This is a genomic window from Geofilum sp. OHC36d9 (assembly GCF_052400685.1).
In the GTDB taxonomy this organism is placed as follows: domain Bacteria; phylum Bacteroidota; class Bacteroidia; order Bacteroidales; family Marinilabiliaceae; genus CAZHHH01.
This window is the reverse complement of record NZ_JBQTGJ010000001.1, coordinates 220,054-243,563: the sequence shown is the minus strand read 5'-3', so window position 1 is coordinate 243,563 and position 23,510 is coordinate 220,054. Positions and strand designations below refer to the sequence as shown.

General features: G+C 40.6%; 15 protein-coding genes and 1 tRNA gene. 9 read left to right on the top strand and 7 right to left on the bottom strand.

The features are described from left to right. Window positions 1-45: 45 nt before the first annotated feature. A complete protein-coding gene (gene dnaE, locus ACT3CD_RS00900; protein WP_444642040.1) occupies window positions 46-3,828 on the bottom strand; it encodes a DNA polymerase III subunit alpha in 3,783 nt (1,260 codons plus the stop codon). A 499-nt stretch (window positions 3,829-4,327) separates the two neighbouring features. Between dnaE and ACT3CD_RS00895 the strand changes: the two genes are divergently transcribed. The 9 genes from ACT3CD_RS00895 to ACT3CD_RS00855 all read left to right on the top strand — a co-directional run bounded on the left by ACT3CD_RS00895 (window position 4,328) and on the right by ACT3CD_RS00855 (window position 14,689). After that, the gene (locus tag ACT3CD_RS00895) at window positions 4,328-5,551 is read left to right on the top strand and encodes a glycoside hydrolase family 27 protein (RefSeq protein WP_444642038.1); all 1,224 of its coding nucleotides are present in this window, start codon (window positions 4,328-4,330) and stop codon (window positions 5,549-5,551) included. 158 nt (window positions 5,552-5,709) lie between these two features. Next, on the top strand, window positions 5,710-6,900 hold the full coding sequence (locus ACT3CD_RS00890) for a glycoside hydrolase family 130 protein (protein WP_444642036.1): 1,191 nt from the start codon (window positions 5,710-5,712) through the stop codon (window positions 6,898-6,900). Window positions 6,901-7,122: 222 nt separating this feature from the next. Continuing rightward, entirely contained in the window at window positions 7,123-8,310 is a 1,188-nt protein-coding gene (locus ACT3CD_RS00885) for an AGE family epimerase/isomerase (protein ID WP_444642035.1), read from the top strand. Window positions 8,311-8,433: 123 nt separating this feature from the next. Further along, entirely contained in the window at window positions 8,434-9,837 is a 1,404-nt protein-coding gene (locus ACT3CD_RS00880; RefSeq protein ID WP_444642033.1) for an MFS transporter, read from the top strand. 248 nt (window positions 9,838-10,085) lie between these two features. After that, window positions 10,086-10,160, top strand: a tRNA-Val gene (locus ACT3CD_RS00875). 638 nt (window positions 10,161-10,798) lie between these two features. Then, window positions 10,799-11,155: a carboxypeptidase-like regulatory domain-containing protein gene (locus ACT3CD_RS00870; protein ID WP_444642031.1), complete on the top strand. Its 357-nt coding sequence runs from the start codon at window positions 10,799-10,801 to the stop codon at window positions 11,153-11,155. A gap of 174 nt (window positions 11,156-11,329) precedes the next feature. After that, window positions 11,330-11,791: a toxin-antitoxin system YwqK family antitoxin gene (locus ACT3CD_RS00865; RefSeq protein WP_444642029.1), complete on the top strand. Its 462-nt coding sequence runs from the start codon at window positions 11,330-11,332 to the stop codon at window positions 11,789-11,791. 372 nt (window positions 11,792-12,163) lie between these two features. Next, window positions 12,164-13,084, top strand: coding sequence for a DUF362 domain-containing protein (locus ACT3CD_RS00860; RefSeq protein ID WP_444642027.1), 921 nt, complete (start codon window positions 12,164-12,166; stop codon window positions 13,082-13,084). Window positions 13,085-13,093: 9 nt separating this feature from the next. Then, window positions 13,094-14,689 (top strand): 4Fe-4S binding protein, encoded by a 1,596-nt coding sequence (locus tag ACT3CD_RS00855; protein ID WP_444642026.1) that lies wholly within the window; start codon window positions 13,094-13,096, stop codon window positions 14,687-14,689. 440 nt (window positions 14,690-15,129) lie between these two features. Here ACT3CD_RS00855 and ACT3CD_RS00850 read toward each other — a convergent pair whose 3' ends face one another. From ACT3CD_RS00850 to ACT3CD_RS00825, 6 genes are all read right to left on the bottom strand, one after another. Further along, complete coding sequence (locus ACT3CD_RS00850; protein WP_444642024.1) at window positions 15,130-15,585, bottom strand: hypothetical protein; 456 nt, start codon at window positions 15,583-15,585, stop codon at window positions 15,130-15,132. Window positions 15,586-15,813: 228 nt separating this feature from the next. Next, window positions 15,814-16,734: a hypothetical protein gene (locus ACT3CD_RS00845; RefSeq protein WP_444642022.1), complete on the bottom strand. Its 921-nt coding sequence runs from the start codon at window positions 16,732-16,734 to the stop codon at window positions 15,814-15,816. 58 nt (window positions 16,735-16,792) lie between these two features. Further along, window positions 16,793-19,858, bottom strand: a complete 3,066-nt coding sequence (locus ACT3CD_RS00840; protein ID WP_444642020.1) for an ATP-binding cassette domain-containing protein — start codon at window positions 19,856-19,858, stop codon at window positions 16,793-16,795. Window positions 19,859-19,883: 25 nt separating this feature from the next. Further along, window positions 19,884-20,264, bottom strand: a complete 381-nt coding sequence (locus ACT3CD_RS00835; RefSeq protein WP_444642018.1) for a DUF1987 domain-containing protein — start codon at window positions 20,262-20,264, stop codon at window positions 19,884-19,886. A gap of 16 nt (window positions 20,265-20,280) precedes the next feature. After that, window positions 20,281-20,844 (bottom strand): SiaB family protein kinase, encoded by a 564-nt coding sequence (locus ACT3CD_RS00830; protein ID WP_444642016.1) that lies wholly within the window; start codon window positions 20,842-20,844, stop codon window positions 20,281-20,283. Between the two features lie 44 nt (window positions 20,845-20,888). After that, on the bottom strand, window positions 20,889-23,501 hold the full coding sequence (locus tag ACT3CD_RS00825; RefSeq protein ID WP_444642014.1) for a PAS domain S-box protein: 2,613 nt from the start codon (window positions 23,499-23,501) through the stop codon (window positions 20,889-20,891). Window positions 23,502-23,510 lie beyond the last annotated feature (9 nt).

Below are 23,510 nucleotides of genomic sequence, written 5' to 3'. Positions count from 1 at the left end.
TATACATTTTTCTTACAAAAACCCCTTCGTCGTTTAAAGATAACATTAAGAAAGCGACATTGCAATTTCCGGCTTATCTTCAAAAAACTGCAGCAACTCAGGTGTAAGACTAACCATTACCGAACGCGACAAAAGCTGCACACTCTGCCGCTCCTCATCTTCATCAAACACCTGAAAATAAAGAGTCACCTTCCCTTTATTTTCCAATGCCAGATGCGCTAATTCAGTAACAACTTCGTTGGTGAGACTTTGCAAAGGGATGCGCATTTTCAGCGATCGGACCTTCTCCAGCACCTCCTCCAAAAGACTGATATGATTTACTTTGGTTTCCAGTTCTTCGGGTTTAAATTTTTTGCCCTGCACACGTCCTTTAATCATCAGGAACATGCCGTTTCGCAAATAATTGCCAAAATCGACATAATCGCGCCCAAAAAAGGCAAAATCATGTGACCCGCTGTAATCTTCCAATGTCAGGATGGCATACTGACTTCCTTTGTTGCGTGTAACGCCCTCCCTAACATTGGTGACCATACCGCCCACTGTAAATTCCCTTCCTTTAACCGTTTCCAGATCACCAAAATCCTTAAGCTGAAAATTGCAGTAATTACGTAATTCCAGTTTATACTGATCCAATGGGTGCGACGAAATATACATCCCCACCAATTCCTTCTCACGGTCGAGCTTTTCGATGTTAGTAAACTCAATACAAGCAGGCGCCTCCGGTTTCTTAATTTCAACATCCAGATCGACCGATCCGAACAGAGAACTTTGCAAGGACGCTTTATCAGCCTGAAAGCGGTTGCCATAACGCAACAAACGTTCAAGGAACGTTCCTTCTTCGCCCTGAAAAGGAGCAAAATACTGAGCACGGTGATATTTGCTCAAATTGTCGAAGGCACCGGCGCCGGCCAACGCTTCCATCGATTTCTTATTCACCACCTGAAGATTAACCCGTTCCACCAGGTCATAAACATCCTTAAAAGGACCATTTTTCTCCCGCTCATTAATAACTTCAATAACCACCCCTTCGCCAACACCTTTAATAGCTGCCATTCCAAAACGAAGCGCCCCTTTCTTATTCACCGTAAATTTGAGAAAACTTTCGTTGATATCAGGGCCCAGCACTTCAATACCCATGCGACGACACTCCTCCATAAAGGTGGTAATCTTGCCAATATCATTCAAATTACGACTTAGAACGCCAGCCATAAATTCGGCCGGATAATGCGCTTTCAAATACCCCGTTTCATAAGCGAGGTGGGCATAACAAACAGCATGCGATTTATTAAAAGCATAACTGGCAAAAGCCTCCCAGTCTTTCCAAATCTTGTTAATCAACTCTTCCGGTTTTTTCCCATTCTGCTTACAGCCATCGATAAAAGCGGGATTATTTTTACAACCGGAATCGAACTTCTCCTTCAATTTGGCCATAATAGCCATCTGCTTCTTACCCATCGCCTTACGAAGCGTATCGGATTCACCGCGGGTAAAACCGGCCAGCGCCCTCGACAGAAGCATCACCTGTTCCTGAAAGACCGTGATGCCATAACTGTCATTCAAATAAGGTTCCATCAACGGATGGTCATATACAATATCTTCCTGTCCGTTTTTACGCGCCACAAAATTGGGAATATACTCCATTGGTCCGGGACGATACAACGCATTCATCGCCACTAAATCCTCGAAACGGTTTGGCTGAAGCATCCGCAGATACTTTTTCATACCTGCCGATTCAAACTGAAAAATTGCCGTTGTTTCACCTTTGCTAAACAGCTCAAACGTTTTTTTGTCGTCGTAACTATTGATCGCGTTCAAATCAGGCACTTTGCCTTTAGATATCCGAATTGCCTCCAACGCTTCCTTAATAATAGAAAGCGTCTTAAGACCCAAAAAGTCCATTTTTAACAGTCCGATAGATTCCACCAAAGTTCCTTCGTACTGTGTTACCAACAGATTTGCATCTTTGGCAGGCATTAGCGGGATGTGCTCATCCAACGGATCGCGGCTAATCAACACACCGCAGGCATGCACGCCGGTTTGCCGAATAGAACCCTCCAACTCACAGGCCAGTTTCAATGTTTTAAGCAAGATCTCATCGCCTTCGCGTCGCCCTTTATCTATCTCTTCAGCAAAAATCTGGAAGATTTCATATTTGGTGGCCTCTTTATCATTCTCTGCTGAACGCGCTTCAGCAAACTTCTTAGAAATAAAATCGCGCGCTGCATCCAACGACCCCTTCTCCTTTTCAAGCTTTACAACCTCAACAAAAGCGTTTGAAAGTTTAGTTCCCGGCTTATCAGGAATTTTTTTTGTGATACGGTCTGTTTCAGACAATGGAAGCTTAAGCACACGTCCTACATCCTTGATAGCCGATTTGGCAGCCATTGTTCCAAAGGTACAGATGTGAGCCACTTTATCGTGTCCATATTTATCGGCCACCCACCCCAGTACCTGCTGACGGCCATCGTCATCAAAATCGATATCGACATCAGGCATTGAGATACGATCGGGATTAAGAAACCGTTCAAAGAGCAAATCGAATTTAATTGGATCAACATCAGTAATACCAATACAATAAGCAACGGCCGATCCGGCAGCGGATCCACGTCCCGGGCCAACCTGTACGCCCATATTCCTGGCTGCATTAATAAAGTCCTGTACAATCAGGAAATAACCCGGAAAGCCCATTGTTTTAATCGTACCCAACTCAAATTCAACGCGTTCTTTCACTTTTTCAGGAATAGGATCGCCATATCTTCTTTTAGCCCCATTGTAGGCAAGATGTTCCAGATAATCGGATTCCAGCTTAACACGAAGCAAATGGTGATAATCGCCGCCCAATTTTTCGTAACGTTCGGCACCATACACTTCCTTCAAGTCAGCTTCCGGATACTTATTTTGATATTGTTCATAAGTACCAAACGATTCAGGTATTGGAAACAACGGCATAATAGGAGCCGAATTGAGTTCATAAATTTCAACCTTATCGGTAATTTCCTGAGTGTTCATTAAGGCTTCCGGCACATCGGCAAAAAGCTGATTCATTTCTTCAGTTGATTTAAACCACTCCTGCTGTGTGTAACGCATACGGGTTTCATCGTCCACGTCTTTACCCGTGTTCATACAAATCAATATATCGTGAGCTTCGGCCTTATCCGCATCGGCAAAGTGAACATCATTGGCAGCAATAACCTTCACCCCCAATTCTTTTGAAAACTCAAGGATTTTCTCATTCACCATTACCTGATGATCGTATACAGCCTGACGCATACGAGGATCCTTAGCGGGATGTCGTTGCAATTCGAGATAATAATCGTCACCAAAAACTTCCCTATACCATAAAATAACATCACGCGCTCCCTCCAAATCACCCTGCATAATTTTACGGGGCACCTCGCCCCCCAAACAGGCCGAAGAGACAATTAATCCTTCACTGTACTTTTTCAATAAATTTTTATCAATACGCGGCCGATAAAAAAAACCTTCCACGTTAGCAATTGAAGTCAACTTCAAAAGGTTGCGATAACCCTTCATGTTTTTAGCCAGCAAAATAAGATGGCGACCCGACCGGTCGAGGACTTTATCTTCTCGGTTATTTATGGTTCGCTCAGCCACATAAGCCTCCACGCCGGCAATTGGTTTAATTCCTTTCTTTTTGCAAATATCGAAAAAGACCTTAATCCCCAACATATTACCATGATCGGTTAATGCCATCGCAGTCATTCCGTCGGCAGTCGCCTTCTCGACCAATGCCGCAACACTGGCCTGACCATCAAGAATAGAATATTGCGAATGCACATGCAAATGTGTAAAAGGAATCAAAGACATACTTTAATAGTTTAATGATCGGTAAGTAGCATTAATAACCCCAACAACAATCCAATTCGCCTTAAAGGAAGTCGTCAGTGGTGCCTGCAAAATTAATAAAATGAACCATCCTTAACAGATAAAGTTTAACAGAGGTCAGGAATCGGCGACACTAAATTCCTATGAAACAACACTATGAACTTAAAATAAATTTAAACTAATCAAAAAAAAACAGATTGGGCACCGCAAAAATTGAAATACAAAAATCCATCAATAGTTTTTCATATGATTAAATTTATCTTTCAATGGTCATATGGAACTCTCGATGAATTTTAATCATTCTACTGTGTGTATTTTAGAATGCTAAAATTCATGTTCGTTTCATAACATCATACAAATCTACAAGCAAGTGATAAAATTGTATTTGTCAAAGCGTCAATAACCCACTAATTTGCACCTTAATAAACAGAATCTCTAACTTACTGAATCTACGTTAGTTTTCATTACAAACACTTTTAGGATGAAAAAGAAAATAATAGTCGCTCTTCTGCTTTTGTCATTAGGAAAAATGACTTATAGCCAAAAATACGAACATATTGCAGACACCCCCCCGATGGGTTGGAATAGTTGGAATATTTTCGGTTGCGACATCAATGAGCAGATGATTCGTGACATCACCGACGCAATGGTTACAAGCGGCTTAAAAGATGCCGGTTATGAATATATAATTATTGATGACTGTTGGCACGGAGAACGCGATAGTCTGGGTTTCATTCATTCTGATCCGGAAAAATTTCCATCAGGAATAAAAGCATTGGCCGACTATATACATTCAAAGGGATTAAAATTCGGAATCTATTCGGATGCAGGAACCGAAACTTGCGCCGGTCGCCCAGGCAGTCGCGGATACGAATATCAGGATGCACTGCAGTATGCCCATTGGGGAGTTGACTACCTTAAATACGACTGGTGTAACACCGATAATATTAATCCCATTGGAGCATATACCACCATGCGGGATGCACTATACAAGGCAGGACGTCCCATCCTCTTCAGCATGTGTGAATGGGGAACCGCTCGCCCCTGGACATGGGCGCAGGATATTGGTCACATGTGGCGCACCACAGGCGATATTTACCTTTGTTGGGATTGTAAACACGACCATGGCGGATGGTTTTCATGGGGTGTATTACAAATCTTAGATATGCAGGAAGGCCTGCGCGAATATGCCGGACCCGGGCATTGGAACGACCCCGATATGTTGGAAGTTGGCAACGGGATGTCTGTAAACGAAGACCGCGCTCACTTTTCAATGTGGGCAATGCTTTCAGCGCCACTCATTGCCGGCAACGACCTGAGAAACATCACCCAGGAAACCATAGATATTCTAACCAACCCTGAAGTCATCGCCGTAAATCAGGATAAGTTAGGCATACAAGGATTACAATATAAAAAAGAAAAAGATCTTGAAATATGGTTCAAACCGTTGACTGAAGATCGTTGGGCCGTATGCTTCCTGAATCGCGGAGAATTGCCCATAGAACTTAAATTCAACTGGAAAGAAAATATTGTTAACGACGATTTTGCTCAACGACAAGCCAATTTCAACACCACGACATACAAAATTCGCAACGTTTGGACCGGGAAAGACTCCGGCACCACAGAAAAAAATATCAAAACCAAATTAGCCGGTCATGATGTTTTAATGCTGACTCTAACACCAAAAATAAAAAATCAAAAATGATATACTCAGACTGTCTCAACCTATCGAACCAGTTTATTTAAAGTGAAAGACATGTCACAGCATTATTGTAATGATTAAAATCATTTTTGCTCTTAGCGCAAACCTGATTTATCAAATTCGAAACCTAACAGTAAAAAACCATTAATAAAACAATAAATATGGGGAACGGAATTTTCACAAGCAGATACGAAAGGATAAATGCGGAGTACGAAAAACTGCTACAAGAAAAAAACGAAGCGCTATTCAGCACGAATGGTATTTACTCGCGTTATAAAAATCCCATTTTGACCCGTAATCATGTACCACTCCATTGGCGCTTTGATTTAAACCCTGAAACAAACCCCAATTTTATGGAACGCATTGGCTACAATGCAGTTTTTAATTCAGGTGCCATTAAATGGAATGACAAATATCTTCTGGTAGTAAGGGTTGAAGGTAACGACCGCAAATCGTTTTTTGCCATAGCCGAAAGTCCCAATGGAGTTGACAATTTTCGGTTTCGTGAGCGGCCAATCACCCTCCCGCAAACCGAAGAACCTGATACCAACGTTTACGATATGCGTTTAACAAAACACGACGATGGGTATGTATATGGCATCTTCTGCACCGAAAGAAAAGACCCCAATGCGCAAAATGGCGACACCAGTAGTGCCGTTGCAGCTGCAGGTATTGCACGAACCAAAGACATGACAAACTGGGAACGTTTACCCGACCTTATATCAACCACCGGCCAGCAACGTAATGTCGTGCTATTTCCTCATTTTATTGACGGTCAGTACGCGTTCTACACCCGTCCACAGGATGGCTTCATCGATACCGGAAAAGGCGGCGGCATAGGCTTTGGTCTTTCAAAAACCATTACCAATGCTGAAATAAAAGAAGAAGTTATTGTAGATGCCAAAGCCTATCACACCATCTATGAAGTAAAAAATGGTTTGGGACCTGCGCCTATACGCACTGACAAAGGCTGGTTGCAACTGGCCCACGGCGTACGCAACACAGCGGCGGGCTTACGTTACACGCTTTATCTGTTCATGACTGATCTACAAAAACCATGGATTGTGACACACAAGCCGGCGGGTCATTTTATAGCCCCGTTAAAAAACGAACGCATTGGCGATGTCTCCAATGTGGTTTTCTCCAATGGCTGGATCAACGACGAAAACGGCACTGTATTTATCTACTATGCTTCATCCGATACACGCATGCATGTTGCGGTGTCAAGTATCGATCAACTAGTTGATTATTGCCTCAATTCGCCACAGGACAAATATCGCTCCGCCGAATCGGTAGATAGCATCAACCGGCTAATCGACAGCAACAAACAATTCATGGAACTAAACAAATAGGACGTTCTCGTCACTTTAATTAGTGTTTGTCTATAAAGTGCTATACTTGCTAAAAACAGTCATTTACGAAAAAAAACACCTTGATTTTTATGACTTCGCAAGGCTGGTATTTGAACTTTATATTTCAAACACTTAGTTTATGGACAAGCACTAATTAAAATACAACCAAAATCTGACACCCGGCTCAATGATTCACTATTTTTAAGAACCAAAGACTCAGCAATGAACAATGCAACACTAAAAGAGGGACTTAAAACAGAATACAAAAATATTCTTGAATACTGGAGTAAAAATACTATTGACACCCAAAACGGCGGTTTCTGGGGAGAAGTAGACAACTACGGCAAGCCGGACAAAACAGCTGACAAAGGAGCCGTACTCAATGCCCGTATTCTTTGGACTTTCGCCTCTGCCTACAACTTTCTAAAAGAAGACAAGTATCTGAAAATAGCTGAACGCGCCTATAAATATCTGATCAAATATTTTTGGGATCAGGATTACAAAGGCATATACTGGCGCATCTCCCACAAAGGAGAGATGCTGGATGGCCGTAAACAGACATACGCACAGGGCTTTGCAATTTACGGTCTCTCAGAATATTACAAAGCGACCAAAAATAAAGAAGCACTCAACTATGCTATCGAACTATTTAATCTGATAGAGCAACACTGCCACGATGACAAAAATGGCGGCTACCTGGAGGCATTATCCCGCGAATGGGAAAAACTGGATGATATGCGTCTCAGTCTTAAAGATGCCAACGAACCCAAATCAATGAACACACATCTGCACATCATTGAGCCTTATACCAATCTATACCGGGTATGGCCCAACGAGCAACTGGCAGAAAGAATCAAAAATCTGATTCACCTCTTTATTAACCACATCATTAATACACAAACAGGACATTTTCACCTGTTTTTTGACATGGATTGGACCGTCAAATCAAACATGGAAAGCTATGGTCACGACATTGAAGGCACCTGGCTGCTGTGTGAAGCAGCCGAAGTACTCAACGACCAAGCACTCCTTGAAGAGACTAAAAACATAGCTCTTAAAATGACCAATGCGACAATTTCAGATGGATTGGCGCCTGACCACTCCCTGTTTTATGAAAAGGATTTGACCTCAGACCACATAGAAAAGGAACGTCACTGGTGGGTACAAACGGAAGCAATGGTTGGATTCACCAACGCCTGGCAAATTACCGGTGATAGTTATTACCTCGATCAGATGAAATCAATCTGGCAATACGTTGATGCACACATTATTGACAAAACAGACGGCGAATGGCACCTGCGAATAGGCGTGGATGGCAACCCGATAAACTCCGATCCTAAAGTTGGCTTTTGGAAATGCCCCTATCACAGCACCAGGGCCCTGATGGAAATCTATAACCGTCTGCAATAAACCTTTATAAATGAGTACTAATACGAAACGGATTCATACAAGCGGCCTTTCGATAGGAAAACGCCGCACATAAAACAAAAGCGATTAAAAACTCAGCCTCAAATCTTAACAAATATTATTTGAATGAAAACAAGCAAAGTAACACTTAAAGAAAAAATAGGTTATGGTTTTGGTGATGCTGCCTCATCCATGTTCTGGAAGATTTTCACTTTCTATCTGGCCATTTTTTATACCGATGTTTTCGGCATTCCGGCAGCTGCTGTTGGAACCATGTTTTTGCTGACCCGTATCTGGGACACCGCCAACGACCCAATAATGGGCATTATAGGTGACCGAACCAAAACGCGATGGGGAAAATTCAGACCATATTTACTCTGGCTGGCGTTTCCATTTGCAATAATCGGCGTTCTGCTATTCACAACACCTGAACTATCGGTTAAAGGAAAAATCATTTTTGCCTACATCACTTATACATTAATGATGATGGCCTACACGGCTATTAATGTTCCCTACGCTAGTTTACTGGGCGTAATGACTTCAGACCCAAATGAACGCACTTCATTTGCTTCATTCCGAATGGTATTTGCATTTGCCGGCAGTTTATTGGTTGTAGCCATCTTTCAGCCACTACTTGATATATTTAAAACCAACAACATAAATATTAACACCTCCTACCAGTTAACAATGGTAGTAATTGGTTCCATTGTAGTAGGCTTCTTCCTATTAACCTTTTCCTGGACACGCGAACGCATTACCCCGCCTAAAGAACAACAGAACAGTCTTAAAAAGGACATCAAAAATCTATTAAATAATATTCCCTGGTTCGTTCTATTGGGAGCTGGCGTAATGACTCTGATATTTAATTCGGTACGCGATGGCGTGGCCGTATACTACTTTAAGTACTTCATCAGTGACGATATCAATCAGGAAACATCAGTATTGTTTTCATCCATGACCATCGCCTACAGCACTTTTTATCTGTTTTTAGGTCAGGCCACCAATATGGTAGGCGTCATATTAGCCAAACCTGTCTCAGCAAAAATCGGAAAACGAAAAACGTTTATCTATGCAATGTTCACGGCGGCTATCTTAAGTACACTCTTCTTCTATATAGGACGCGAAGACACCTTCATGATATTTGCCTTACAGGCATTAATCAGTTTTTGTGCAGGTATCATCTTTCCCCTCTTATGGTCGATGTATGCCGATACGGCCGATTATTCAGAGTGGAAAACGGGTCGACGCGCTACCGGACTGGTCTTTTCAGCATCAAGCATGTCGCAAAAACTGGGCTGGACAATTGGTGGTGCTATAACCATGTGGTTACTGGCCATCTTCGGATTCGAATCCAACGTATCCCAGTCGCCGGAAACGATAAAAGGAATTAAATACATGATGAGCTACGTGCCCGCCCTCAGTGCATTAATATCGGGTATGTTTATGTTTTTCTATAAGCTTGACGATACAAAGATTGAGAAGATTATGTTAGAACTTAATCAACGCCGCGCATCAGAAAAACAAGACTAATATTATCAACAACAAAAACTGTTTCTCCAATAATTATAAAAAAACCTCAATCTACTTTAGCTTTTTTATAAAAAACAGTCGTTATTGTTAATATTTGTTTATTTTTGCGACCGAAAGTTTAACCTTTCTTCATCAAATCAGCTTTTACCAAAAGAAAAAGCTCCCGACCCGGAGCTTTTTCTTTTTTTATAGCAACTCAAAATCCATACTCAAAATTCAAAAAAAATATTACTTTTGCAAACCAAGACGGGTTGTTAGCTCAGTTGGTTTAGAGCATTACCTTGACAGGGTAGGGGTCACTGGTTCGAATCCAGTACAACCCACAAAAACGTCTTATAAAAACAATGAATCCAGTAAATTAATTATTTACTGGATTCATTGTTTAATCATTTAAGGCTTTTACCCATTCAGAATCAAAGAAATCCCAACGGCCAATACAACTGATGTAATATCGCTTAGAAAAACACGATCAGCCCCCGAAAAAGTTAAATCACCCATATTAACCCCTTAGGCCAAACAACATGCATCGCGACAAAGCGTCAACCAATAAACGTCTTTGTTTTCGTAACTCGAACTTATAAATAATCATAAGCACCAGTGAACCCATATTTTTCAAGCTTCGAAAAACACAAAAATGAAGCTTTATTATCTGCCACAGGACTTTTCAGGTTTGCGATATGCCCAGTCTTCATTACAGCCATTTATTCTCATTTAAACTCAAAAAAAACATAACTCATAGTAAAATCTAAATCAACAATATTGTTTTAGAGATAATAGAACCGACAATCCTCTGAGCCATCACCCAAAAAAAGGAATCATACAAATTACGTTAAAGAGCCATTACTTAAACAACTCATAACTACCTGTTAACAATTACTTAACACACCTGCCATATCTTTGCCATATAAATAAACCGAAAAAGGTTTTAATAAATTCAGACCATTCAATAAAGAAAAAAGTTATGAAAACAAAAATGATTCTGGCGGCTATGCTAATGATCACCTCTATGGTCTTTGCCGGTGAAAAAAAACCAATAGAAGCGAGTCCTGCCGCAGCGGCAACAAACACTATCGCAGGAACCGTATTAGATAATAAAACAGGCGAGCCACTTACCGGCGTTGAAATACAGATTGAAGGAACCGATGTGAAAACCTACACCGATTTCGATGGTAAATTTGCGATGGAGGGCATATCCTCAGGACAATATACCATTTCGGCCAACCTTATTTCATATCAGGAAAACGAGACCAAAACTATCCGTGTAAACAGCAATGAACTACACGCTTTAAATCTGATGTTGAAATCGATTGCTGAATAATTAAGTCTTGACAACACAATCTATTCATTTTTAAAATATTAAAAAGTCTTCACTTTTAAGGTGAGGACTTTTCTGTTTTAGTCTTCCACAAAAATTGCAAAAAGACAACTCTGGTGCTACTTTTGCAACACAGGTTTGTCGGAAGGCCAAAGAAATTATATAACTTTAAAAGCCATGAAGACATTTTTCTTGACATTTACATTCCTATTTATTGCAATAGGAATAACCAGCGCGCAACTTCTTGAGAAAGAAGATGGAAAATACTACGACCATAACAATCAACTATTCAACGGGAAGTACATTGAATATTATCCTTCAGGGGAAGTTCAGATAGAGATGAATCTGGTGAATGGTGAAAAAACCGGCATTACAACTCTCTACTTCAAAAATGGCCACAAAAAAGAAGAACGGTCATTTAAGAATAACAAAATGGATGGCATCTGGATTACCTGGAACGAAGCTGGACAAAAAATAGCAGAAGCATCATATACCGATGGTAAAAAAGACGGAAAGTGGGGCATCTGGGACGAAAATGGCATACAGCGCTACGAAATGTTCTACAAGCAAGGGAAAAAAACGGGGACCTGGGTCATCAAAAATGGGAAAGGAGAAATAACAGCCACCAAAGACTATTGATTCATATCAGCAAAAAAATTACTATTCGTTGCGTTCGTTTGCAAAACAATCATTTACACAAATAACTCACATTATTTTTACTTCGCGAGCCTTGAATTTGAACATTTCCCGTCAAACACTTGACTTTTCGGAGAAGTCCTAAATAGCAAGACAAACAAAAATAAAGATCGCCACCTTGTTAACAGATTGTTAACAAGGTGGCTGCGTTATACACAAATACCCCAAAGATCAGCAAAGTATAAAGGCTTCTTTTATTTAAACCAACTACAAACTACACAAGGCTGTTCCTACGAGCTAATACTATTTGTATATTTAATTGATTTTTAAACCTTCCCATCAATACCCAAAATAAAACCGTAAAAACACACCACAATGAAAAGACGTGAATTTATGACTCGCGCCGCAAGTGTAGGATTGCTAGGAGCTGTTGCGCCAATGTTTGGAAGTCTGGAAACACTGGCCAGCACCCCCCAATCCGACGGCACCTATAATTTGGCGGCAATAAGAGGTGGAGGCCCCATCCAGATGTTTGAAAAAGCGATTGAAGCACTGGGCGGCATTCAACGATTTGTAAAACCAGGTCAACGTGTTTTAATAAAACCCAATATTGGCTGGGATGCTCCCCCGGAACGGGCGGCAAATACCAATCCCGATTTAATCGGACACATCGTTAAGGAAGCATTGAAAGCCGGCGCGTCCAATGTATATGTTTTCGACCACACCTGCGATCAGGCCGACCGTTGCTATCAAAACAGCAAAATTGAAGAAGCCGTAAAAAACAATGGCGGCATCATTGTACCCGGGCACAATGAAACAAACTATAAAGAAGTAGTCATTCCGGGTGGTAAGATTCTGAAAACCGCCAAAGTACACGAGCAACTGATTAATGCCGATGTCTTCATAAATGTTCCAATCCTAAAACACCACGGATCCACAACCGTATCACTTTCAGTTAAAAATCTAATGGGGGTTGTATGGGATCGTCGCTTTTACCACCGCAATAATCTAAGCCAATGCCTGGCCGACTTCCTATCCTATCGCAAGCCCGACCTCAACATAATCGATGGCTACAGGATGCTAACGCGCAATGGTCCGCAAGGAATATCAACCAACGATGTAGCAGATTTAAAAGCACTTATTGCCGGCACCGACATTGTTGCGGTGGACGCAGCTGCCACACTGATGTTTGGTTCAAAACCTGAAGATATAGAGCACCTGCGCATTGCGCAAGAGATGGGTTTTGGGAATATGGACTTAAAAAGCATGTCAATTAAACGAATAAAAATAGCGTAAAGCCGTCCTATGAAATTCTTTACACTGCTCAAAAAAATGAGAGTGGGTATCGGACTTATCGTTCTGGCACTCACACTCTCTCTTTTTATAGACTTATATGAACAACTACCAACAAGCATCTTCAGCAAAATAGTATGGCTGCAATTTGTTCCGTCAATTCTGAAATTCGCACAGACAACATCATTTATAGCTGCCGGAGGTTTTATCGTCGTTCTAGTAATGACCCTTTTAATGGGCCGTATTTATTGCTCCACCATCTGTCCGCTTGGTATATTACAGGATTTGATATCTTATATTTCGAAAAAAGCATCTAAAAAAAGGGTTTTTTACAAATACCAAAAAGGACACCCGGCATGGCGATACATCATTATGACCATAATGGCCATTGCGATGATTTCCGGCACCGGATTTTTTGTTGCCTGGCTCGATCCATACAGTCTGGCCGGCCGGTTTTTCACCTATCTGGCCGAACCTACCGTCACGCTAATAAATAATGGATCAGCCACGGCACTGGAGGCCGCCAATCTATATACGCTAAAGCATATTGCTTTGCCCCATGTCTCCGTAACAACACTCTCAATAACGCTATTATCAGCCGTAATAATAGCGTTAATGGCCTGGAAAAAAGGACGATTCTTCTGTAACACCATTTGCCCCGTAGGCAGTGGTTTGGGGCTGGTATCTGAATTGTCATTACTAAAAATCAAATTTAATTCTGACAACTGCACCAAATGCGGCAAATGCGCTTCGGTATGCAAAAGCGAATGTATCAGCATAAAAGAACAAAAAGTTGACACATCCCGGTGCGTAACCTGTTTTAACTGCCTATCGGTATGTGAAGATTCAGCGATCACGATTGGAATTAAAAAATCAGCAAAAAAAGCAGTAATGCCCACGCCAAAACCGGCAATACATCACTCAAACACTTCGCGTCGCCAAATGCTGCTAACCGGACTATCCATCGTAGCCGGCACAAAACTATATGCCACCATTCAAAACAACAAAAGCACTAAAAGCAACCCAAATTGGGCCTATAACAAACGAGATCACTTTGCCTCTCCTCCGGGATCAGGCAGCGTCAACCGCTTCAACAACAAGTGTACTGCATGCTCGCTGTGTATATCGGCATGTCCCACGCACGTTTTACAACCCGCGGTAACACAATATGGACTGGCAGGCTTCATGCAGCCGTTCATGGATTACAACACCAGTTATTGCAATTTTGATTGTCATATTTGCGGTGATGTATGCCCAACCGGGGCTATCATGCCATTACTGCTCGAAGAAAAACAACATATCCAGCTGGGCAAAGCAATCTTCTTGAAGCAAAACTGTGTGGTTAACACCGACGGCACCAACTGCGGCGCCTGTGCAGAACACTGCCCCACGAAAGCCGTCAAGATGATACCTTATAAAGACGAGTTACTGATTCCTGATGTTGATCAAAGTATTTGTATCGGATGTGGCGCCTGTGAATATGCCTGCCCCGTGCCTGCCCCCTATAAGGCTATATACGTTAATGGCAACAATCAACATCAAACGGCAGCCAGTCCGGTAGTTGAAGAGCAAGCAGAAGTCGGATTTGAAGAAGACTTTCCGTTTTAAAAAAAGGGGTGGAAAACAAATTTTCTACCCCTTAATATTATCTGCACGAAGACTCAAATATTTAATAGGTAATAATCAATTCCAAAACTAGCAAAGGCCTAAAAATTATAATTTTAATATAACAAATGACTAGTATGAGGACAAGCTGAACACAGAATTCAGCCTTTTCGTGCAGGCACAACGTATCACAACTATCCGCCAAAATAACAAGGCTGAAATAACCATTGTATTACCCCCAATCTTAACTGTCATTTACGACATTCCTTCCACGGCTTACTAAGATGCAACCCTAAGCAGCAAATCTCAAACGTTGCATATAAAATCGTGAAACGACACCACCCTGAGAGCGCCTTTCCGCAACAGCTAACAGCCTGCCAAATCAAGCATTGGACAATTAAGCGCATAAAAAAAAGCATCTTTAAAGATGCTTTAGTAAAATATTAAAATCCCATTTCTCCGCTACTATATTGCTTAACCAACGACAAAACAGCCTCGGCACAGCCTTCTTCGCCTCCCTGAAAAGAAAAAACGAGTTGATAAACCTTTGTTGTTCGACAAACGTACTCAAAAGCTTTATACATTTTTCCACCATCAAAGTTGCTGGCTTCCAATTTATCCTTATCATACAATTGCATGATAATAGGACTGGCATTTGAACTGCCATTCACAACATTTAACCGGTAGTGGTTTCGGCTGTTAAGTAAGACGTTGAACTTAACCAATCCCGTCTTAAGCTCCCCATTATTCTTAATCAATTCAATAGAGAAATCTTTAATATACTGACTGTCACCCATCTCCTGTAATGCCATTTTTCTAACAGCTTCACCACATTGGGCAGAAACCGAAAAAGTTGCAAGACCGAAGACTAACAGAAAACTAATTAATACCTTTTTCATCTGTTTGAAATTTTATTAATACCAGATGGAACCTGCCATGCTATTTACAAAAAAGATACCAAGGCGTGTTACATGTGTTAAAATACAAATTACGTTTAGGCTTATGATTCAAAAAACAAAATAGTAAAGCCTAAACTACTATTATGATTACCCATCTGAGACACATCTGGCCTCTATATGTAATAAAGCTTCAACCCGACCGAATCCAAGGCGGGCCAGCTGTGCTATTTATTCAACAATCGAATTTCTAATGTCTTCAATGATAGACATGATATTATTCAAATCTTCATCTTCATAATTAACGGTACTAATTTCATCCTGAATAAAAATCAGGCTACCGTCTTTTTCAATACGCTTAGGTTCTCCCAGTTCTGTGGTAATACGGATGGGTTCATAAGCCACTTTAAGCTTCTTAATTTCTTTAACCAGCGCCGCAAAATTAGCTTCCTTCTCGTAATTACTCAAAATAATTTCAAGAATATTGATAATATTTTTCTGTTCAGCAATTCTCATGGACAAATCTTTATCGCCAGACTCCTTTACCACATTCGAAGCAATATACAAACCCTCAATCCATGCACCGGTAATAATTAAAGAACTGACATTACTTCTATTCTGCTCGCGTAAATAAGAATCCATTTTATTAAAACTCGTAACCGACATCTCCATCAAAGTATCCAGATTGGTGGAACTGGTAGCCAAACGGTGTAAAGCATTAAAATCGAAGAACTGACCGACACGAATTCCATCGGCCAAATTTTTCACGGCCATCAAATACGATACAACAATATTATTTTTATCAAACGTATTAATGTAACCCAAATCAGCACTGAACACACCCAAATTCAAAGCGCGCTTAAAACTCGTTTCATAATGACTCACCTTATCCGGGTCATTCAAAATACGTTGCGTAAAACCAACTCCCGAAGCTTTAAACAAACCAGCCATCTCAACCGGAGAAGAAATATTACCAATTACTTCGCCCATGATTTCTTCAGAAAGCTTCAAAGGAGCGTCGTTAATAAGCGAATCGGGAAGCGTCAAAGCATCCTTGTCGCTTTTGTTTTTTTGTTCAGAACAACCTGAGCAACCTGCAACAAGTTGTAATCCAACTAATATTAACAAAGAAAAAATAAAGTTCTTAAACATGATAAAATTTTTTAGGTATTTAAACTATAGGGTTTATACTCCGATGTTTTTTTAAAGGTTACTTCCTGAGCCAATTAATTGAAGACACAAAATTCATTGATTTTTTCAATAAATCAAAATAGAGGATTACGTACAATATAATGGTCAAAATCCAGACCATGGCAATATTAAACCATAGCGTTTCAAAAAAATGACCGACAAAATATTTAACAGGCGCAAAAAAATGAGTTCTGAAATCAAAGAAATTGTCGGGTTCCGGCATTTGATAAATAGGGTCTACCATTTGAACCAATTCATTATCCTGACGAACCAATTTGTTTTTCTCGAATTCCTTTCGTACCACCGAAGAGATACTCTCATTAAAATAATCGTCCTTAATTTTATTAAACCGCACCGGGTCAGCATTCAGGTTATACGATATAAACTGATCCTTTTTGGCATTGGCGGCCGAGAATATCTTCCGATAATGATCGAGTAGCTGATTCAAATAACCATCAGCATTTTCGGCTACAGATTGATTAAAAACCGCAGGCATTAACTGATTAACGGCATCAAATGATATTTCAGGCACCCGTTGTTGTTCTTTACGAAACTCGTTGCGGAGCAATTCCAAATCATTAACAAAACCCTTATCCTCGCGGCTTTTACCATCAAAGATGTGCATTGAGCATTTATTAAGAATGTCTCTCAGCTCGGGAATATAGTGCACTTGCTTAAAGTCGGCCTGACTTTCGACCATCTCAACATGAAAAAAATTCTTTTTGAAGTTATTATGCTTATACTGGTGCACAATTAACCCCTCGTAAATATACCGTGAAGGCATAAACTCTGCTACAGCGGGAACTTTATCTACACTGGTAAAATCCTTGTTTAGCTTATCGAAGGTAAACATGGCGCCACCTAACACCATCTGAGGTATCATAACCAAAGGTATCAGAATATAGATGGTTACAATAGAATTAAAAGATGCAGATAATATTAGCCCCAGAATATTAGCAAAAGCTGAAATAGAAAACAAAGCGATCCAGAACTCCAGATACATGTCTTTTATACCCAAAACACTGTTGCCCACCCATACAAATAACACCATCTGGATAGCCGAAATGGTAAATAACAAAAGAATCTTCGATGCCAAATAACTAGACCGGCTCAAATTAAGAAATGATTCACGTTTTAAAATCTTGGCATCTTTAAAAATTTCTTCCGCACTAATAATCAAACCAAAAAACAGCGCCACGACAATGCCCATAAAAACATAAGGGGGATAATTTTCGTTTTCTCTAAAGATATAAACGTTTGATGTGGGGTCGGCAATGTATCGGATAAGATAAGCCAACAAAAATCCCAGAAATGGTGCTTCCAGCAGGTTTAGTGCGATATATTGCGTGTTGCTGATTTTAGCAAAAAAATCACGCAAAGTGTAAATCCAGAACTGACTAAACCACGATGGGATATTCAAGCTTCTGGGGGGTGGATTGGAGACCGTCTTAACAGTAGGGATCGGATTCTCCTTTTTATAATGCTCGTGCCACTCTTCGGGTGAGACCTTACGTTTGTTGGTATAATGGCCATATTCGTCAATGACGCTGGCATCAATAATATTGAATATAAGCTCCGGATTTAGATTTCCACATGTAGGACACTCACCCTGATCGGAGTTAATTTGAGAATCGAGCTGTTTGAAATAAATGAGAGATTCTGCGGGATTACCGTAATAAACGGGATAACCGCCGGTATCGAGAATAAACATCTTGTCAAACATTTTGTAAATGTCTGACGAAGGTTGGTGAATAACCACAAAAATAAGCTTCCCTTTAAGGGCTAACTCCCGAAGCAGGTTCATCACATTCTCGGAGTCACGCGAAGACAAACCCGATGTTGGCTCATCCACAAACAAAATAGCGGGTTCACGTATCAGCTCAAGCGCTATATTCAACCGCTTACGCTGGCCGCCACTAATCATCTTATTAAGAGGCGAACCTACTTTCAAATCCTTACGCTCGTACAAACCAAGATTGACTAACGTATCGTCAACCATGGTATTTAGTTCCTCCTCCGACTTATCCTTAAAACACAACCGGGCGTTGTAGTAAAGATTTTCAAAAACGGTCAGTTCTTCAATCAGCAAATCATCCTGTGGTATAAGACCAATAACGCCCTCCACCTTATCTTTTTCGGTATGAAGATTAAATCCGTTTATCAAAACTTCGCCTTCGGTAGGCGACTCTGTTCCTGACAACACATTGAGCAACGTTGTTTTGCCCGCACCGGAAGCACCCATAATACCGATAAGACGTCCCTGTTCCTCCGCGATATTAATATTACGAAGGCCAACAGTACCCGTTTTAAAACGATACATAACATCCTTTACCTCGTATGTTATGCGGGCAGAATTTGAATCAGAAAGAAAATGTCCTGCCACATCGGTATAATAAACCGGCTTGCCTTTTGGAATACGGATAAAGCTACCTTTAGGGAAAAGGTAAATGCGCTTGTTACTAATTACCATTCCATTCAGGAACAACTCCTGTTCTCCCACATAGCGCATAAAATACAAATCAGCGCTTTTTATCCGCAGAATGATAACCGAGCCATCCAATCCTGAAGCTTGAATATGTTTGTTTTGGACCTCCGAAGCCTCAGAATTGTTGACTAACAAAAAATCAGGATGGTTAAACTTCTCTTTCTCCTGGGAAAGAACAAAAATTTCAACAGCCTGCACTTCATTTTTAGGAAGTTTGAACACATCGGCGACCGTATTAATGATGGCCATCCGCTGTTCTGTGATCTTCATATCGGTACTGATAAGTTCATACAAACGAACCAATACCACCACTTTCTGATCCCGGTTAAGCTGTTTGTTAATTTTCTTACAAATACCTAAAATCCGTACCGAATCTTTCATCGACGTCAGCCTGACTTTTCCGCCGTCATCATCGGCTTTTTTATTGGCATCGGCCGAATATTTAAGAAAAAGGGCAAAATACGCCTCCACAGCCTCAGTGTTAAGCTGCTGTTTCAGAAACATCCGGACATACTCTGTCTCACTGGATTCAACACCTCCATCTTGTTTGGTGATAAGGCCAAACAACTGCATCAGTGCTTTTAGGATTTCTTCGCTCATTTTCTACAGGTACCGGAATTAAGATTTAGGCATTGTACACAACATAATCAAAAGGAATCTCGACAATATCAGAATACTCCTCACCAGCCTCTAACATATCCTCCTCATCCTCCTGATAATACCATTTAATAACCACTTCTTTTCCACTTTCCACGATATCCTCAAATTTCAAAAGAATGTCTAAAATAACTTTTGATGAAGCGGTATTAAAATATTCAAGTTTAAAATTAAACTCCGTTCTGTCGAGCGGATCTTTAGCATACTCATCAATCCAGTCCAAAATTTTCTCATAAAACATACTCACATCCTCTGGCAGCGATCTTCCGGAAAGTTCAAACTGTCCGCTCGCTTTATCAAGAATGACATTTGGTGTATCATCGGTTCCCTTAATGTTGATAACTTCCATATTCTTTTACTTTAAATCAATTTCTTTTAATAGTTGATGTCAGAATAAAAAAGGAAACTAGCTCATTAATTTCCTTAAATTGGTATGAGAGTTTGCTACCTGTTTTCTTGGCAATATCAATCAGGCCCAAACCGGCGCCACCTTTATCCGATAATGAAGATTCCTTAATTTGTTGTTTAAACAAATTGGAAAGGCCTTCCTTATCGAGACTATTGATTAACTCAAGGCTGCTTTTAAGCTCAGGCACCTTCGTATTTTTAATCATATTACCTGTAATAATATTATAAGAGTCATCGCCCTTACTAACCATTACAATACCTCTTCTTTCTTCGTCTTCGTCGTGAAGTGAATCAGCATGTTTACTAATATTCTGCAAACATTCTACCATCACATTGAAAACCTTTTTTTGAACGGTATTTGATTCTGCACTTTTAGACAGGCTTTTCTCGGTAAGAGAAGTAAATGTTTTGGTAATGTCCTGCGTAACCTCTCCTTCGTAAACCAGACTAATCTCGTTGGTCTTCATCGTTTTATAGAGTTGATAAGCAAACTCTAAAAAACTTTGTTTTTCATTTTCCATTTCCATATTGTATTCAAAAAGGTCCAAAAATTATGTAAATATAACTACAATTCGATTCCTATCAATAAAACATCGTCAACTTGTTTCTCGTCACCCATCCAATCGTAGAAATCACGAGAAAACAAACGCGAAAAAGACGCCATACTGGCATCCGGATTTGAGGTTAAATTCTCCCTAATACGTCTTGGTTGATATTTCTTACGTTTATCACCGCCAATCTGATCAGGCAAACCATCACTAAAAAAGAAAATTTGATCGCCGTCGTGATAGTTTATAATATGATTTTCAAAATCCTTCTCCACCTTTTTAGCCAACGGAATACCACCAATCCCTTTACGGGTTCCGGAATACTCTATCAGCTCACCATTACGCAACAAATAAAGCGGCCGGTGTGCACCGGCAAATTGTAACACCTTATTTTTTTGGTCAATGATACACAAAGCCAAATCCATCCCATCGCGCCCCATCGCGCCTTCTTTATCCTGTTTTAGGGTGCTGCGAACGCTCTGGTGCAACTCATCAAGTATCTGAGCCGCCGTGTTGTCGCTTTGAGCATTCACAATATTATTCAGAAGGAAATACCCTATAAAACTAATCAGAGCGCCCGGGACACCATGCCCCGTACAATCGACGGCAGCAACATACGAAATATCGTTTTTCTGAAAGAACCATGGAAAATCGCCACTAACCACATCTTTGGGACGATAGAAGATAAAAGAACGCGGGAAATATTCCTGAATCAAACGGGTATCGGGGAGAATCGCAGTTTGAATACGTTGCGCATAATTGATACTATCAGAAATTTTCTTGTTTTTTTCCTTTATCTCAGCCTCAATTTTCTTGATCTCGGTCATATCATGAGCCACAAACAAAATAGTGTCAAGGCTTCCGTCTTCACTCAACTCAGGAATCGACTTAATCTCCATGACGCGCTCCCCGCTGTCAGAGCCAATAGCAACTTCCGAAATTGATTGTTGGTGATTATCACGGATCTGCGTTATCGTTTTCTGCATAAAATCAATCAAACGCTGATCCACCGACAACTCTTGAATTCTCTTTTTGAGCAAATCAGCGGCAGAAACGCCCATAAAATTTGCAACCGCAGGGTTAACGTAGGCCAGTTTACCCGACAAATTTACCCGCATGATCATATCGGGCGAATTTTCAGACAAACTCTGCATACGGCTTTTCATTCGCTCTTCTTTCTCGGCTCTACGCCGCTCGGTAATATCCTGTGTATTAAAAATAATACCGCGAATAGCCGGATCGTGCAACAAATTTTTCCCCTTGGTTTCAAGATAGAGCTTTTCGCCGTTTTTACGCAAATACGTGTACTGTGCTGTTTGCTCACCGCCAGGGGTATCCAACAAAAACTGAAACAAATTATTGATCGTACGTAAGCCACGTGGGGTTAAAATTTCCGGATCGATGCCTGAAATTTTATCATCATCATTATATCCAAGAATACGTTTAACCGAAGGACTCTCAAATACCAACTCCTGTTTTTCGTTATAAATAGAAATAAACTCAGAAGCGTTGGTGAGCAATGCCTCCAACCTCTTGCGGGCATTGGCCACTTCCTGAACCTGCGTCTCCAGTAACTTATTTGATTTCTCAAGCTCTTCCTGGGCAGCGATCATCTCCTGTGCATTTTCCCTGAGCTTTTCTTCATTTTCGCGCAAGGCAGCAGTCATCTCCTGAGATTCTTTCAGCAGATGCTGCGTACGCGTTGTTATTCTCAAATTATAAATAGTCTGCCCTATAATAGAGCTAACCTCACTGGCAAAATGAAGCTTTAACGCCGAAACCGAAGGCGTCAAAAAAGCGATCTCCATAACGCCTTGTAAATTCTCTTCCTGAAGCAATGGCAAAATAACAATACTCTTAGGCTTCTGCTCGCCTAACAGGCCTGAGGTTATTATATAATAATCATCAGGGATTTCGGTGCGGTATATCATCGCCTTTTCGTAGGCAGCGGCGCCAATGAGACCTTTTCCAATGGCTATTTCATGGTATTCAAAACGCCTGCGGCCATAGGCATACATCGCCGCCCGTTTCAACACATTGTCATTCAATATATATAAGGCCCCCTGAACACCACCCATGTAATCAATAATACTTTTAAGCGTATTAAAAGCAAGATCATCCATATTATGAGCATTCCTAAGAATGTCAGAAATCTGATCCTTGCCACGCGTTATCCAATTATGCTCTTCCTCTCTTTTCTTACTTATGCGAATACTTTTGCCTAAATCGAGCAACGTTTCCGATAAAACATCACCATTGGGCTCAATCGTACCCAAATTATTTTCTTTGAGCGCCTTGGCCAAATGAATATTTCGTTCATAACGTTCAATATTTTCGTTTAACGACTTTTTAACCCCGGCAATATAATTTCTGAGAAAATTTTTCAGAATTACAATAATGACAGGAAAAGCCAGAATAAAAAAATCGACAATCCAAACCGGAAAGTAGTGATGAATAAAGAGAATATTCAGAAAGGAAAACGGCCGATGCATAAAAGCTGTAAACCCCGACCATGCCAGCATGAGTAACAAAACAACAGCCAAGCCCAAAAAAGCTCTTTCCCGAACAGTCAATACATCCGCCGCAAGTAACTTCAACCTCCTATTATTAATCCAGAAACTGTTTTTCATTGCTTATAC